The 14,628-nt window shown below is 63.7% G+C and carries 18 protein-coding genes; 9 read left to right on the top strand and 9 right to left on the bottom strand.

The annotated features are described in order from the left end of the window. Nucleotides 1-249: 249 nt before the first annotated feature. From hemL to MHY13_RS10055, 7 genes are all read left to right on the top strand, one after another. Nucleotides 250-1,560, top strand: a complete 1,311-nt coding sequence (gene hemL, locus MHY13_RS10085; protein ID WP_239283013.1) for a glutamate-1-semialdehyde 2,1-aminomutase — start codon at nt 250-252, stop codon at nt 1,558-1,560. Between the two features lie 22 nt (nt 1,561-1,582). Then, nucleotides 1,583-2,191, top strand: coding sequence for a histidine phosphatase family protein (locus tag MHY13_RS10080; RefSeq protein WP_239283012.1), 609 nt, complete (start codon nt 1,583-1,585; stop codon nt 2,189-2,191). Then, nucleotides 2,191-2,799 (top strand): TlpA disulfide reductase family protein, encoded by a 609-nt coding sequence (locus tag MHY13_RS10075; protein WP_204610322.1) that lies wholly within the window; start codon nt 2,191-2,193, stop codon nt 2,797-2,799. Before MHY13_RS10080 ends, MHY13_RS10075 begins: the two co-directional genes overlap by 1 nt. Next, the gene (locus tag MHY13_RS10070) at nt 2,800-3,603 is read left to right on the top strand and encodes a cytochrome c biogenesis CcdA family protein (RefSeq protein WP_239283011.1); all 804 of its coding nucleotides are present in this window, start codon (nt 2,800-2,802) and stop codon (nt 3,601-3,603) included. A gap of 7 nt (nt 3,604-3,610) precedes the next feature. Beyond that, a complete protein-coding gene (locus tag MHY13_RS10065) occupies nt 3,611-5,242 on the top strand; it encodes a cytochrome c biogenesis protein ResB (protein WP_239236474.1) in 1,632 nt (543 codons plus the stop codon). 94 nt (nt 5,243-5,336) lie between these two features. Further along, the gene (ccsB, locus tag MHY13_RS10060; RefSeq protein ID WP_239283010.1) at nt 5,337-6,356 is read left to right on the top strand and encodes a c-type cytochrome biogenesis protein CcsB; all 1,020 of its coding nucleotides are present in this window, start codon (nt 5,337-5,339) and stop codon (nt 6,354-6,356) included. Beyond that, complete coding sequence (locus MHY13_RS10055; RefSeq protein ID WP_239194766.1) at nt 6,357-6,617, top strand: helix-turn-helix domain-containing protein; 261 nt, start codon at nt 6,357-6,359, stop codon at nt 6,615-6,617. Here the strand turns inward: MHY13_RS10055 and MHY13_RS10050 are convergent. Next, complete coding sequence (locus MHY13_RS10050) at nt 6,614-6,859, bottom strand: hypothetical protein (RefSeq protein ID WP_179387346.1); 246 nt, start codon at nt 6,857-6,859, stop codon at nt 6,614-6,616. The two genes, MHY13_RS10055 and MHY13_RS10050, sit on opposite strands and share 4 nt — an antisense overlap. A gap of 38 nt (nt 6,860-6,897) precedes the next feature. Between MHY13_RS10050 and MHY13_RS10045 the strand changes: the two genes are divergently transcribed. Then, nucleotides 6,898-7,224: a DUF4229 domain-containing protein gene (locus MHY13_RS10045; protein ID WP_150851886.1), complete on the top strand. Its 327-nt coding sequence runs from the start codon at nt 6,898-6,900 to the stop codon at nt 7,222-7,224. Here MHY13_RS10045 and MHY13_RS10040 read toward each other — a convergent pair. Genes MHY13_RS10040 through MHY13_RS10020 form a run of 5 tightly spaced genes read right to left on the bottom strand, consistent with a single transcriptional unit; the run spans nt 7,221 to nt 11,491 of the window. Beyond that, nucleotides 7,221-8,147: a 1,4-dihydroxy-2-naphthoate polyprenyltransferase gene (locus MHY13_RS10040; protein WP_239283009.1), complete on the bottom strand. Its 927-nt coding sequence runs from the start codon at nt 8,145-8,147 to the stop codon at nt 7,221-7,223. The two genes, MHY13_RS10045 and MHY13_RS10040, sit on opposite strands and share 4 nt — an antisense overlap. A 38-nt stretch (nt 8,148-8,185) precedes the next feature. After that, complete coding sequence (locus MHY13_RS10035) at nt 8,186-9,013, bottom strand: metal ABC transporter permease (RefSeq protein ID WP_239283008.1); 828 nt, start codon at nt 9,011-9,013, stop codon at nt 8,186-8,188. Then, the gene (locus MHY13_RS10030) at nt 9,010-9,864 is read right to left on the bottom strand and encodes a metal ABC transporter permease (protein ID WP_239283007.1); all 855 of its coding nucleotides are present in this window, start codon (nt 9,862-9,864) and stop codon (nt 9,010-9,012) included. The genes MHY13_RS10035 and MHY13_RS10030 overlap by 4 nt, the downstream gene beginning before the upstream one ends. Beyond that, complete coding sequence (locus MHY13_RS10025; RefSeq protein WP_239236467.1) at nt 9,861-10,571, bottom strand: metal ABC transporter ATP-binding protein; 711 nt, start codon at nt 10,569-10,571, stop codon at nt 9,861-9,863. The genes MHY13_RS10030 and MHY13_RS10025 overlap by 4 nt, the downstream gene beginning before the upstream one ends. After that, nucleotides 10,571-11,491 (bottom strand): zinc ABC transporter substrate-binding protein, encoded by a 921-nt coding sequence (locus MHY13_RS10020; protein WP_239194745.1) that lies wholly within the window; start codon nt 11,489-11,491, stop codon nt 10,571-10,573. The genes MHY13_RS10025 and MHY13_RS10020 overlap by 1 nt, the downstream gene beginning before the upstream one ends. Nucleotides 11,492-11,599: 108 nt before the next feature. Between MHY13_RS10020 and MHY13_RS10015 the strand changes: the two genes are divergently transcribed. Beyond that, entirely contained in the window at nt 11,600-12,283 is a 684-nt protein-coding gene (locus tag MHY13_RS10015) for a metal-dependent transcriptional regulator (protein WP_239283006.1), read from the top strand. Here MHY13_RS10015 and menE read toward each other — a convergent pair. The 3 genes from menE to MHY13_RS10005 are packed head-to-tail and all read right to left on the bottom strand — an operon-like array spanning nt 12,280 to nt 14,520. Then, entirely contained in the window at nt 12,280-13,416 is a 1,137-nt protein-coding gene (gene menE, locus MHY13_RS10010; protein WP_239283005.1) for an o-succinylbenzoate--CoA ligase, read from the bottom strand. The genes MHY13_RS10015 and menE overlap by 4 nt on opposite strands. 10 nt (nt 13,417-13,426) lie before the next feature. After that, the gene (locus MHY13_RS12195; RefSeq protein ID WP_255710484.1) at nt 13,427-13,552 is read right to left on the bottom strand and encodes a hypothetical protein; all 126 of its coding nucleotides are present in this window, start codon (nt 13,550-13,552) and stop codon (nt 13,427-13,429) included. Next, the gene (locus MHY13_RS10005) at nt 13,552-14,520 is read right to left on the bottom strand and encodes a 1,4-dihydroxy-2-naphthoyl-CoA synthase (RefSeq protein ID WP_239283004.1); all 969 of its coding nucleotides are present in this window, start codon (nt 14,518-14,520) and stop codon (nt 13,552-13,554) included. The genes MHY13_RS12195 and MHY13_RS10005 overlap by 1 nt, the downstream gene beginning before the upstream one ends. Between the last annotated feature and the right edge of the window lie 108 nt (nt 14,521-14,628).

Below are 14,628 nucleotides of genomic sequence, written 5' to 3'. Positions count from 1 at the left end.
GAGCGAGCGGGCGGGGAGGGGGCTGCCAGGAGGGGGCGTCGGCAAGCGGGGTGGCACCCACCGAGGTAGGCAGCGGACGCTCGGGCGCGGGCTGGGCGCAGCCGGCGAGGCAGAAAGCGGCCAGGATGGCGAAAATGAGAGTGCGCTGCATTGAAAATCCCCCCGAATTGAAAAGTGCAACGCCCCGAAGTTTAGCGGCTGACTGTGAATCGCGCACTCCAACTTTTGTATAGCGCGCGAATCGCTAGAATGTCAGACATGCCTAATACTTCCCAGTCGCAACAGTGGTTTGAGCGTTCCTCCAAGGTGATTCCGGGCGGGGTGAACTCGCCGGTGCGCGCGTTTGGCTCCGTGGGTGGCCAGGCTCGCGTGATTGAGCGCGGTGCGGGCTCGCGCCTGTGGGATGCCGACGGCAACGAGTATGTTGACTTGGTCAGCTCCTATGGTCCGATGATTCACGGCAATGCGCACCCAGAGATTGTGGAGGCCGTGCAGCAGGCCGCAGCGGGTGGCTTGAGCTTCGGCTCGCCCACCGAGGGTGAGGCTTTGCTCGCGGAGGCCATCGTCGCGCGCACCGCGGCCGATAAGGTGCGCATGGTTAACTCCGGCACCGAGGCCACCATGTCTGCGGTGCGCTTGGCCCGCGGCTACACCGGCCGCGCCAAGGTGCTGAAGTTCGAGGGTTGCTACCACGGCCACGTGGATGCGCTGTTGGCCTCGGCCGGCTCCGGCGTGGCGACCTTCGCGCTGCCGGATTCCCCGGGCGTTACGGGCGCGACGGCGGCCGATACCATCGTCGTTCCTTATAACGATATCGAGGCCGTGCGCGAGGCATTTGCGCAGCACCCAGGCGAGATTGCCTGCATTATCGCGGAGGCCTCGGCCGGCAACATGGGCACCGTGGCACCAGAGGAAGGCTTCAACGCCGCGCTTGCCGACGTCGCCCATAGCGACGGCGCCCTCCTCATCCTCGACGAGGTCATGACCGGCTTCCGTACCTCCTATAAGGGCTGGTACGGCGTCGACGGCGTGGCGGCGGACCTGGTGACCTTCGGCAAGGTCGTCTCCGGTGGCCTGCCGGCCGCTGCCTTCGGTGGCCGCGCCGAAGTCATGGACTACCTGGCGCCGGACGGTCCGGTCTACCAGGCCGGTACGCTGTCCGGTAATCCGGTGGCTATGGCCTCCGGCCTGAAGTCTTTGGAGTTGGCCGATGAATCGCTCTACGAGCGCCTGCAGGCCAACGCGGATCGCCTGACCGGCATGATTTCTTCCGCGCTGTCGGCCGAGGGCGTAGCGCACCACATCCAGCGGGCGTCTTCGATGTTCTCCATCCGCTTTGCCGAGGGCGAGGGCCGCAACTTTGCCGATATGCAGGCGGCCGAGACCTTCCGCTTCACCCCGTTCTTCCACGCCCTGCTGGATAACGGCATCTACGTCGCGCCGAGCCCATTCGAGACCTGGTTTGTCTCGGATGCTCTTACCGACGCCGACTTTGAACTCATCGAAGCCGCCCTCAAGCCCGCCGCGCAGGCGGCGGCCACCGCGCGTCCCGCACATTAAGTCCCGCACACCAAGGAGAGACATGACACGCACCATCGTTCACCTCGTGCGCCACGGCGAGGTCCACAACCCGGAGAAGATCCTCTACGGTCGCATCCCGGGCTATCACCTGTCCTCGCGCGGGCATTCCATGGCGGCGCGCACCGCGGAGTCTTTCCGCGACCACGACGTGACCTACCTGGCGGCCTCGCCGCTGCAGCGCGCCCAGGAAACCGCGCGGCCGATTGCGCAGGTAACGGGGCTAGACGTGGACGTCGATAAGACGCTCATCGAGTCCGGCAACCGCTTCGAGGGCCTGCGCACAAAAGGCCTGCGTTCCGCGCTGTGGAACCCGCGCCGCTGGCCGCTGCTGGTCAACCCGCTGGAGCCCTCGTGGGGCGAGCCCTATGAGCAGATTGCCGAGCGCATGCTGGGCTCCATCGAACGCGCCCGCACCGCCGCGGCCGGCCACGAGGCGATCTTGGTCAGCCACCAGCTGCCCATCGTGATGGTGCAGCGCACCGTGCTGGGCCAGCGCCTGCCGCACGCGCCGTGGAACCGCGAATGCGACCTGGCCTCGGTTACCTCCCTGCTTTTCGATGACAACCAGGTCACCGACATCTTCTACTCCTCGCCGGCCCAGGAGATTTAATGGCACTACAACGCAAACGCGCGATTGGCGCGGTGCTAGCGGCGGTCGTCGCCCTGCCGCTTGCCGGTTGCTCGCAGGACGCCGATAACGCGCAAAACGCGGTGGCTACCGGCGGCAACTTCGAATTCATCACGCCCGGCGGCGAAAAGGTCATCAACTACGAGGAATCCGAGCGCAAGCCGCTGCGCACCTTCTCCGGCGAGGATGTGCGCGATACGGATAAGACCATTTCCCTGGAGGATTATGAGGGCGAAATCGTCGTGCTCAACTCCTGGGGCCAGTGGTGCGCTCCCTGCCGCGCCGAGGCCGATGACCTCCAAGAGGTCCACTCCGAGCTACAGAAGCGGAAAATCGGCACCGTCTTGGGCATCAATGTGCGCGACTATAACCCGCAGGTGTCCAATGACTTCCTCGAAGACAACGGGCTGAAGTATCCCTCCATCTACGATCCGCCGTTTAAGACCGCGGCGGCCCTGGGCGGCGTGCCCACCTCCGTGGTCCCGACCACCATCGTCTTGGACAAACAGCACCGCCCGGCTACGGTCTTTTTGCGGTCCATCACCGCCCAAGACGTGATGGACGTAGTGGACAAACTAGAAAAGGAATAAATGGATAACGCAGCGAGCATCGGCAACTCCTTTGCCGAGGCCGCGACCTCCGGCCCACTCATTCTGGGCCTGTTCGCGGCCGCCGTGGCGGGGCTGGTGAGCTTCGCCAGCCCGTGCGTGATCCCACTGGTGCCTGGCTATATTTCTTACCTAGCCGGCGTGGTGGGCGGCGAGGTTACGTTCGACGGTGAGTTGGGGGTGGGCGTCGGCAAGCGCAGGCAATGGGCCGTGGTACTGGCCGCCGCCTTGTTCATCCTGGGCTTTACCGTGGTTTTCCTGCTGGCGACGGTCTCCGTATTCGGCGCGATTTCCGCGCTTCGGCTCAATGAGGAGACGCTTATGCGCATCGGCGGCGGCGTGACCATCCTGATGGGTGTGGTTTTCCTCGGCGCGATCCCGGCGCTGCAAAAGGATACCCGCATGGCACCGAAGCGCTGGACCACCTGGCTGGGCGCGCCGCTGCTGGGCGGGATTTTCGCGCTGGGTTGGACGCCGTGCTTGGGCCCAACGCTGGCCGCCATTATTTCCGTATCGGCCGGCACCGAAGGCATGACGGCCGCGCGTGGCGTGCTGCTTATCATTTTTTATTGCCTGGGCTTGGGACTGCCGTTCCTGCTGGTGGCGCTGGGCTCCGCGCGGGCGATGCGCTCGATTTCGTGGGCCCGCAAGCACTCGCATACCATCCAGATAATCGGCGGCGTGGCCATGATCCTCGTCGGCCTGGCCCTGGTAACCGGCCTGTGGGGCGAGTTTATTAGCCTCATCCGCCAGTGGACCGGCAACTTTGGCGCAACCCTGATTTAGGAGAGACGTGAAATATTTCCGCAAAGCCTGGCATTGGCTGACCAGCATGCGCACGGCGCTGGCGCTGCTTTTCTTGCTGGCGCTCGCCGCGATTCCCGGTTCCTTGCTGCCGCAGCGCGACCTCAACGAGCAGAACGTGCAGGACTTCATCGAGTCCAACGGCAACGTGGCGAAGATCTACGACAAGCTGCAGCTTTTCGACGTCTTTTCTTCCGTCTGGTTCCAGGCCATCTTCATCCTCTTGGCCATTTCCCTGGTGGGCTGCATCCTGCCGCGCTCTTGGGATCACTACAAGGCGTGGAAGACACCGCCAACGCGCGCGCCGAAATACCTCCACAAGCTGCCGCTGGCGGCCGAGGGGCACTCGGATAAGAGCGAGGACGAGCTATCCGCGGAAATTACAAAGCGCCTGAAGAAGTGGCGCGTGGCCGAGTACGCCCCCGAAGAAGACCGCGCCGGCGTGCATACCTTCTCCGCGGAGCGCGGCTACGGCCGCGAGCTGGCTAACCTCATTTTCCACGTGGCGCTGGTGGCCATCTTGGTCACCGTCGCTGCCGGCCGCTTGGTCAACTATGAGGGCCAGGTCATCGTGGTCACCGAGTCCGGCTCGCAGGGCGGCGGCCAGACCCTGGATCAGTCCACAGAGTTCTGCAATACCTCCACGTCCAACTTTGACTCCTTCCGCGCCGGCCCGCTTTTCGACGGCACCGGTCTCCACCCCTTCTGCTTCATCGCCCATGACTTCGCGGCGGATTACCTGCCCAACGGCCAGGCGGAGATGTTTACCTCCAACGTTTCCTACGCGGAGGGCGAGGACATCTACAAGGACGATTCCGAGTGGAAGGATTATGAGCTTAAGGTCAACCACCCGCTGCGCTTGGCGCACAACCGCGTCTACTTGCAGGGCCACGGCTACGCGCCGACGGTCACGGTGGAATGGCCCAATGGTGAAAAGCGCACCCAGACCATTCAGTTCCAGCCGAATGACACGACCTTCTTCTTGTCCTCCGGCGCGATGCGCTTCGACCCACCGGCCGGCATGCACCCGGATCTCTATGACCGCCGCCAGAACCAGATCGCCATCCAGGGCCTCTTCGCGCCCACGGCCGAATGGGCCGGCGAGAACGGCAAGCTGCTGCAGTCCGCATATCCCGGGCTGCAGGATCCGGCGATGGCCATCGATATCTACCGCGGTGATGCCGGCCTGGACACCGGCACCCCGCAGTCCTTCTTCTCGCTGGACCCGAACCTGGTGCAGTCCGGCCAGCTACAAAAGATTGACCGCGTGAACCTCAACCAGGGCGAGGACGTCACCCTGGACGATGGCACGAAGATCACCTTTGACGGCGCCAGCGAGTTCGCCAACTACCAGGTCTCTTATGATCCTTTCCAGAAGTGGGTGCTGGCCTCCGCGCTGGTGATGCTCATTTCCTTGGTGGGATCGCTAGTGATTAAGCGCCGCCGCGTCTACATCCGCCTGCGGCCGAACGCGGCCGGCGGCACCGACGTGGAAATGGGCGGCCTCGCCCGCACCGACCGCGCCGGCTGGTCCGAGGAGTTCCACGAGCTGCACCGCGCGCTGCTGGAGCTGCCCGACCCAGACGAGGTCGAAGAAGACGAACTTTATACCGACGATTAGCGCCCCGGCCCGATCCAACAAAAGTTGGATTGGGCCGTTTCGCTGAGTAAGGTAATCAGCACTTATACCGCACGTGTGAAGGCTAGGAGCATTCATGCAGATCGATCAGAATCTGTCTAATTTCTCGGATATCGCGGTGCAGACCGCCTTTGTGGTGTACTGCGTCGCGCTCTTTTTGTCGCTGTTTTACTACGGCCGCATGCAGGGCATCATAGAGGGCCGCCGCGCCGTGAAGTCCGAGGCCGCGAAGGTCTTGGTGGGGGCGGGCGCTGGGGGCGTCGACAAGCAGAGCTATGCCGGCGAGGTTGCCCAGTCCTCTTCCGGAATCACGGCCGATGAGCTGCAGGAAAAGGAGCGCAAGGCCGATAAGCTCGGCGGCATGACCAGCGCGCTGATGTGGGTGGGCATTGCCCTGCACGCCGCGGCGATTGTGCTGCGCGGACTGGCCACCGGCCGCTTCCCGTTTGGCAACCTGTACGAGTACGTGCTGATGGTGAGCTTCGGTGTGTTGCTGGTGGGCAATATTGCCATGCAGCGCAAGGAATGGCGCACCGTGTGGCCGTGGCTGCTCACCCCGACCCTCGCGCTGATGTTTTATGGTTCCACCAAGCTCTATGCCGAGTCCGCCCCGGTGGTGCCGGCGCTGCAGTCGCACTGGCTGCCCATCCACGTCACCGTGGTTTCTTTGGGTGCGTCCATCGGTATTATCTCCGGCATTGTCTCGCTGCTGACGCTGTTCCGTATGGCGCAACCGAAGCATGCCGAGCATGGCTTCTTCGGTGCGGTGGCCCGCCCGCTGCCTTCTGCCGCGAAGATTGACCAGCTGGCCTACCGCCTGGCTGTTATCACCCTGCCGACCTTGGGCTTGGGCATCCTCTTGGGCGCCATCTGGGCCGAGTCCGCCTGGGGCCGCTTCTGGGGCTGGGACCCTAAGGAGACAGTGTCCTTTGCCACCTGGATCCTGTATGCCGCGTACCTGCATGCGCGTGCGACGCCGGCCTTCCGCAAGGCGGCGCCATGGATCAACGTTATGGCGATGGCGCTGATGGTCTTCAACCTGATCTTTATCAATATGGTCGTCTCCGGCCTGCACTCCTATGCGGGGCTGAACTAGATGGCGGAGCATACGAGCCCGCGCCATAAACAGGGAAAGCCGGCCGGCGATAATGCCGTGATTTTGGGCCTTGGCGCCCAATTTGCCGAGCGGCGCCGCGAGTTGGGCATTTTGCAGCAGCAGCTTGCCGACGCCGCCGGTATCTCCCGCTCCACCCTCCACACCATCGAGCACGGTGGTGTGGGCGTGCGGTGGGAAAAGATCACGGCCGTGGCCGAGGCCTTAGGCCTTGAGATGCGTTTCGTGCCGAAGGAAGCCTAGTCCTTCTCGCCGTCGGCGTCGCGTTTGCGGCGCTGGCGGCGCTTTTCTTCTTCTGCCTCCTGCGCGCGGCGCTGCTTGAAGCGCTCCTTTTCCAGTTTCCAGAGGAATTCCTCGTCATCGTCGGGGCCCTTGATAGCGCGGGGTTGTTCCACCTCGCGCTTTTTCCATGTCGAGGGCCCGAAGGCCTTCCAGACGAGGTAGGCGGCGAGGACAAAGAGTAGGAGGAGGATGATTCGGCCCATGCGTGCGATTCTACCTGCACCGCGTACAATCAACCCCCATGACGCATAACCCTGAGCCACCCAAGCCGGACCCAGAACTGCGCCGCCGTTCGCGCGCGGCGCTGTGGAAGTACGGGCTCGCCCGCGTAGTGCTTTTTATCGCTTTGACCGTGGTGATTGAGCTTTTGGCCATCGCCATCGGCTTTGCCATCCCGGTGCTTGTCGCGGCGCTGCTGGCGCTCTTTGTGGCGCTGCCGCTATCGATGCTGATCTTTAAAAAGTGGCGCATCGAGGCCACCCAGACGCTGGCCGAGTACTCCGCCCAGCGCAAGGCCCACAAGCGCTGGGTCCAGGCGGAGCTGGAAGGCCGCGCCGCGCAGGACTAGACGATGATGAGTGCTGCGGCCTCGATCACGGCCCACAGCAGCATCGCGCGGCCGGTCAGACCGAGCACGGGGATAAGCTCTGGGCCTTTGGCGCCGCGGTTGACGGTGCGGATGGCGCGCAGCGCAAGGGGGAAGTAGACCAAGCCGGCGAGCGCGAGCCAGCTGCCGAAGGCGATGCCGATGGTCAGCAAGAATGGCAGCAGGAGCAGCACCGTAAAGAGCAGGCGCGCCTTCTCGTTGCCGAGGCGCACGGCGAGGGTAATCTTGCCGGTCTCGGCGTCGGAAGGAATATCGCGGATATTGTTGACCAGGTTGACGCCGGAGCTCATCGCGCCGATGCCCACGGCCAGTGCGAGGCCCGACCACGATAGGCGGCCGGCCTGGGTGAATTCGGTGCCAAGCACGGCGACGAGACCGAAGAAGATAAAGACTGCGACCTCGCCGAGCCCGCGGTAGCCATACGGGTTCTTGCCGCCGGTATAAAACCAGGCGCCGGCGATGCATAGCGCACCGACGAGGATGAGCCACCACGCATGCGCCGCGAGGGAGAGCGCGATGCCGGCGAGCCCGGCCACGGCGAAGGCGGCAAAGGCCGCGAGCTTTACGTGCTGCGGGCGGGCCAAGCCACCGCCGGTCAGGCGCTGTGGGCCGGTGCGGTCGTCGTCAGTGCCGCGGATGCCATCCGAATAGTCATTGGCGTAGTTCACGCCGATGATAAGAGCCCACGCCACGATGAGGGCGAGCAGCGCGCGGCCCACGTGGCCGCCGTCGATGCCAAATGCCGCGCCGGTGCCCGCGACGACGGGCGCGAACGCGTTGGCCCAGGTATGCGGGCGCGCGCCCTCGAGCCAATCCTGAGCAGTGGCGGGGTAATTACCGGCGGAACGGGCCCCAGAATTCGGGGCAGACTTCGAGGCAGACATAGCCACCATTGTGCCACTGGCGTGGTGGCGGGCGGCAATCAGCGTAGGCAGGCGCGGTGGTGTACCCGATACGCAGCCAGCGCCGCGATAAAGAGCGTGGCATTGGTGACCGTCATTGCGGCGGAGGTGGCCGCGTTTAGGTAGTACGCCAGCCAGAATCCTGCTACCGCGCTCAGCGCAGCGATGCCGCAGGCAGCCAGCACTAGGGCGGGCACTCGGCGGGTGATAAGCCGCGCGGTCATGGTGGGAAAGACCATCAAGGCGATAACCAGCATGGCGCCGGCGGCGTGGAAGGCGGCGGTAGCGGTGCAGGCGATCACCGCCATAAACGTTGTCTGTACGGCGCGGGAGCGGACCCCACGCACGGTGCAGAAGGGGGCGTCAAAGGATGTGGCGGAAAGCCGCGGCAAGGTAAGGGCGAGGAAGATCGCATTAGCGGCAAGCACGCCGGCCATGACATAGCAGTAGTGGGGATTGGAAAAGGCGGCGAGGTTAACGTCGCCGACCAAGACGGCGTGGACATCGATATGTACGTGGCTCATTCGGGTAGAGATGAGGATGACGCCGGCGGCAAAGAGGGCGGGAAAGATGAGGCCTAGGGCGGCATCGGCAGTAACCAGCGCGCTGCGCTGCAGCCACCGCGTGCCGAGGGCGACGGCCAGGGCACCGGCCGCGGCGGTAATAAGCAGCAGCGGGGAGTCGATATCGGAGGTTAAAAGGTAGCCCACGGCGATGCCGGGGAGGACGGCATGACCGATGCCGTCGATAAGCATGGCCTGTCCCTGTAGAACTACAAAAGTGCCGGGCAGCGCGCATGCTACGGCGGTAAGGACGGCAAGCAGGCAAGCGGTAGCGGCAAGGGTCATGGTCGAAGCTTTCTGGTGACGAGGCTGAACGCTACGGTGGCGGCTTGCACCAGCACGATGATGGGGCCGGTAGGCAGCGGGCCAAAGGCGATGGAAAGGTAGCAACCCACGGCGGCAGTAAGCGCGCCTAGGAAGCCGGCTAGTGCAATGAAGGGAAGCAGGCGGTGAACCCAGGGGCGGGCGGCCGCGGCCGGGCTGATGACTACGGCCACCATGAGGACCACGCCGACCACTTTGACGCCTATAACCGTTACGGCGGTTAAGGAGAGGAAGCTGAGGGCATTTAAGGCCGTGGTGCGAATGCCGGCTACGCGGGCAAAGGGGGCGTCAAAGGCGACGGTGGCTTGCCGAGTGTGTACCGAAGAAAGAATTAGCAAGACGCCGCCGCCAATGACGAGCGCAGAACTCACATCGGCGCGCGTGAGCGTAGACGCGTTTCCCAGCAGATAATCCTGAATTCCGGCCTTACCGGGCAAGGGCTGGCGAGAAATATACTGCATGAGCAGCATGCCGATGGAGAAGAATGTGGTAAGCGTAGCGGCCATCGCGGTGGTTGAGCCGAGCGGGGCCAACCGCGGAATTAGGTGAATGCAGCCGACGGCCAGGGTGCCGGTGAGGATGGCGCCGGCAGACAGCAGCCAGATATTGCGGCCGTCCCACCCTAAGGCCGTGGCCACGATGAAGGCGACCAGCAGGCCAGGCAGGGAGGAATGCGAAATGGCATCAGCGAGCAAACTGGTGCGGCGCACATAGACTAGCGGGCCGAGTGCACCGGCACAGGCTCCGATGAGCACGGTGCCCCACAGCGCCTGGCTATAGGTGAAGTCTTGAAAGAGCTCTAGTGGGTTCATGACGGCAAGCAGAACATGTCGGCGATGGCGGATTCGGTCAGTACCTGGCCAGTAGGGCCGGCGGCGATAAGGCGGCCTTGCCCCACCATGAGGACCTCATCACAGAAATTGGCCACCTCTGCAAGGTTGTGGTGGACCAGCAATATGGTGGCGCCATCGGCGCGCAGATTCTCCAGTACCTCCATGATGGCGCGCTGGCTTGCGGCGTCGACCCCAGCGAAGGGCTCATCCAAGATAATGAGCTCGGGATCGCTCACGAGCGTGCGAGCGAGTAAGACGCGCTGGCGCTGGCCGCCGGACAAGGCCGAAATGGGCAGGTGCGAGTGCTCTTGCATTCCGGTGCGGGCGAGCGCGTCGTGAGCGGCGCGCTTATCGACGCGGCTCGGCCACTGCCACCAGCGCAGGCCGGCGGTACGACCCATAAGCGCGACGTCGAAGGCCGTGGCCGGAAAATCCCAATCGATATCCGCGTGCTGCGGCATGTAACCGAGCCGGTGGCGGAAATGGGCAAGGTTGGTGCCATCAAAGGTGAGCGATTCGCAGTTAAGCGGTGGAAGCAAGCCCACCACGGTGCGCACAAGGGTGGACTTGCCGGAGCCGTTGGCGCCCACGAGGCCGGTGATGGTGGCGGGAGTGAGGGCAAAGGTGGCGTCGGCAAGCAGGGGCGTGCGCGGATAGCCTGCGGTGAGGTGGGTGGCGCGCAGCATTAGCTTAAGGCCTTTGCCACGGTGTGTGCGTTGTGCTCGAAAGCCCCAAGGTAGGTATCGGTGGGCGCGTCGGGTCCGAGGGTATCGGCGAAGAGCTCCTCGTCCGAGACGGTAACCTTCCAGCCGCGGGACTCCACGGCCTGTTGCAGCGAGGTGATGGCCTGTGGGTTGGCTTGATTGTCCTTGAAGATGACGGGGACCTTCTTATCGGCGATGGTATCGGCCAGAGCGGAAATCTCGGTGGCGGATTTTGTGGCCTCGGTGGTGACGAAATCGGTGGCGTGAATGTCAAAGTCGAAGGTCTTGCCAAAGTAGTTGAAAGCATCATGGCCGGTGATGAGCACCCGGGGCTTCGCAGCAGCGAGTTCCTTCTTAGCCTTGTCCTGTGCAGCGGCGATCTGGCTTTCGTAGTTATCGGCGGCAGTGGAGTAGTCCGCGGCGTGCTCGGAATCGATATCGCCAAGTTTGTCGCCGATGCTCTCAACGGCCTGGCTCCACAGCTTGGGGCTATTCCAGATATGCGGATCATAGAGTTGCTCGCCGCCCTTTCCTTGTTCCGGCCAGGGTAGGAGATCTTGTTCATCGAGCTGATCGCCCACCGCGAGCTGCTTGTCTCCCAGGGACTTGAGCTGGTCCACCATCTGGGCCTCGAGGTGGAGGCCATTCCAGAGTACGAGGTCGGCGTCCTTCATAGCCTCAATATCGTGCGTGGTGGGCTGGTAGGTGTGCGGATCACCGCCGGGGCCGACCATGGTGGTGATATCGGCTTCGGGGGCGAGGTTGGCTGCGGCATCGGCCAAGTAGCCGGTGGTGGCGAAGATTTTTAGGCTATCTCCGTGGTTGTCATCGCCGCTTGAGCAGGCCGTGAGCGTAGTAGCGGCGAGCAGTACGGCGAGGGGAAGTGCGGTGGTTTTCTGCAACGAAAAGTCCTTAAATTAGAAATGAATACCAAAGTTCAATGTAGTGAACTTCTAAAAACATACATATTGAAACTCATGGAAGCAATAGGATGAACTACGATGGGGTGAATGCACGTAAGCGAGCTGCCCGAACGCACCCAGGACTACCTCAAGATTTTGTGGAACCACGAGGAAAAGGCGGGACGCGATACCGCCATGCCGCTCGGTGATCTGGCCAAGGCTGCCGGCCAAAAGCTGCCCACCACCTCCGAGGCCGTCAAGCGCCTCGCGGCCAAGGGACTCGTGGAACACGAGCGTTACTTTGGCGTCCGGCTGGTCCGGGAAGGTCGCGAATTGGCCGTGGCCATGGTGCGCCGCCACCGCCTGCTCGAGACCTTTTTGGTACGCACCTTGGGCTATACCTGGGACGAGGTGCATGAGGAAGCCGAAATGCTAGAGCATGCGACCTCCGATAGGTTTGTCGAGCGCATCGATGCTTTCCTCGGCGCCCCTGCGCGCGATCCCCACGGCGATCCCATTCCGGCGGCCGATGGCACGGCTGAGCCGCTCTCGCGCATTACGCTTGCCGACGTCCCACCCAACTCTCCCGCCACCATGGAACAGGTCAATGACGCCGATGGCGAATTCCTGCGCTACTTGGACAAGCACGGGGTTCGTCCAGGCGTGCGGCTGACCGTCGTTGCCCCGCCGGTAGCCGGCCTCCTAGAGGTTAGCGTGGATAATGGAGCCAGCTTTTCGCTCGGGGAATCCGCGGCGCGCGAGATTGCGGTGCGCGACGTGGAAGGTGGCTAAGCGCCGAAGATGCGCGCCACCGCGCGGCGGTCTATTTTGCCTGGCCCGGCCGTGGGAAATTCCGCGAGGCGCTTGATGTCTTTCGGTATCTGCCAGCGGGGAAGCTCGGCGTCCTCGAGGGCTTCGAGGATATCGCCGATATCGGCCCAGCCGGTATACGCCGCCATAATCGCCTGGCCGAGCCGCGGGTGTGGCACGCCGACGACGCAGGCATGGTCCACGCCCTTAACCTTGAGGATTTCGGTTTCTAGCGCCTCGGGGTGTAGCTTGAGGCCGCCAGAGTCGATGACGTTATCCAGCCGGCCGGTGACGGTGAGGGTGCCGGCGTCGATAAAGCCGCCGTCGGAAGTAGCGAACCAGCCTGGCTCGCGGAAGGCTTCGTGCTCGGGCGCGTTGCGGTAGCCGTGGGCGATGGTGGGCCCGCCCAAGAGGATGCGCCCGTCCTGGACGCGGACCTGCGCGCCGGGAATCGGCCTACCATCGTAGACGCAGCCACCGGCGGTTTCAGACGACCCATACGTCGCCACCACCGCAATGCCCAGTTCCTCGGCCGCTGCGCGCAGGCGCGGGTTGATGGCCGCGCCACCGACAAGGATGGAGTCAAAGGTGCGCAGCGCGTCGATGCCTTCGACCGAATCCATGGCCTTAGCCAGTTGTAGCGGGGTGAGCGCGGTATAGGTGCGGTCCCCGGTACGGTCGAGATCTGCGGCCGCGCGGGCGAAGGTGGGTATATCGAAGCCCTCGCTGAGATCCATGCACAGCGGGTCGACGCCCGCTACCAGCGAGCGCACCAGTACCTGGATGCCGGCGATGTGGTGGGCCGGCATGGTGAGCAGCCACTGGCCGGTGCCGCCGAGCACCTGGTGGGTGGCATCCGCGCTGGCCACCAGGTTTGCTGGGGTGAGCTGCGCGCCTTTCGGCGTGCCAGTGGAGCCAGAGGTGGACATCACCAGGGCGATGCTGGAGTCGATGGGCTCGCCGGCGCGTTGAGTATTGCGCAGGAGGGTGGCACGGGTGGCGTCGGCAAGCGGGAGCGGCAAAAAGCACCCTTGGCCAGCAATGGCGGCCTCCAAATCGGGGAGGATGCTGGCCGGGTTATGTGGATCAACCGGAAGCGGGGAGAGGATAGTCACGGAGGCGATTTTAACCGTCGAAGGGGCGGGTTTCGTTCTTTTCTGCCTTGCGTATGCCGCGCAGCAACACGATGCGCCCAACGACGAGCGCACCCGTGGCAACGACGGCAATGCCGATACAAAAAGCGATAAGCATTAGTAGTAGTACGGGAAGCTATCCCAGTTGGGCTCGCGCTTTTCTAGGAAGGACTCCTTGCCCTCGACGGCCTCGTCGGTCATATAGGCCAGGCGGGTGGCCTCGCCGGCGAAGACCTGCTGGCCCATCAGGCCATCATCGGTGAGGTTGAAGGCGAATTTCAGCATGCGCTGGGCGGTGGGGGACTTCATGTTGATCTCCTGGCCCATGCGGATGGCGGCGTCCTCGAGCTCGGCGTGGTCCGCGACCTCATTGACCGCGCCCATTTCGTACATGCGCTGGGCATCGTAGGTGCGGCCCAAGAAGAAAATCTCGCGGGCGAATTTCTGGCCCACCATCTTGGCCAGGTACGCCGAGCCATAGCCGGCGTCGAAGGATCCCACGTCCGCGTCCGTCTGCTTGAAGCGTGCTTCTTGGCGGGAGGCAACCGTCATATCGCAGACCACGTGCAGCGAGTGTCCGCCGCCGGCCGCCCAACCATTGACCACGGCGATGACCACCTTGGGCATGGTGCGGATAAGGCGTTGCACCTCGAGGATGTGCAGGCGGCCGCCCTCGACCTTCTCGCGGGCGGTGTCCACCGTGGACTCATCCGCGGTGGCGTCATCGTGGGCGTGCTCGGTGGCGTAGCGGTATCCGGAGCGGCCACGAATGCGCTGGTCGCCGCCGGAACAAAACGCCCAGCCGCCGTCCTTTTCGGAAGGGCCATTGCCGGTGAGCAAAATCGTGCCCACATCCGGCGTGCGGCGGGCGTGATCCAGGGCGCGGTAGAGCTCGTCTACGGTATGCGGGCGAAACGCATTGCGCACCTCCGGGCGATCGAAGGCGATGCGCACGATGCCGTTCTTGCGGTCCTCGCCGTTGAGCCGGTGATAGGTGATATCCGTCAGGTCCTCAAAACCTTCTACGGCATGCCACAATTCCGGACGGAACGGATTATCGGTGCTGTATTTTCTCTGCTCGCTCATAACGGCCAGCTTAGTGGCAAAAGAAGAATAGTCCCCATTCCCAACCCTCACCCACACACGCTGCCCAGCAGGCCGGTGATAATCAATACGCGATACTGCGAGGTTGTT

The sequence above is a fragment of the Corynebacterium sp. ACRPE genome, assembly GCF_022347435.1.
Lineage (GTDB): Bacteria > Actinomycetota > Actinomycetes > Mycobacteriales > Mycobacteriaceae > Corynebacterium > Corynebacterium tuberculostearicum_D.
The sequence above is the reverse complement of the archived record's forward strand: the minus strand, read 5'-3'. Positions and strand labels throughout refer to the sequence as shown.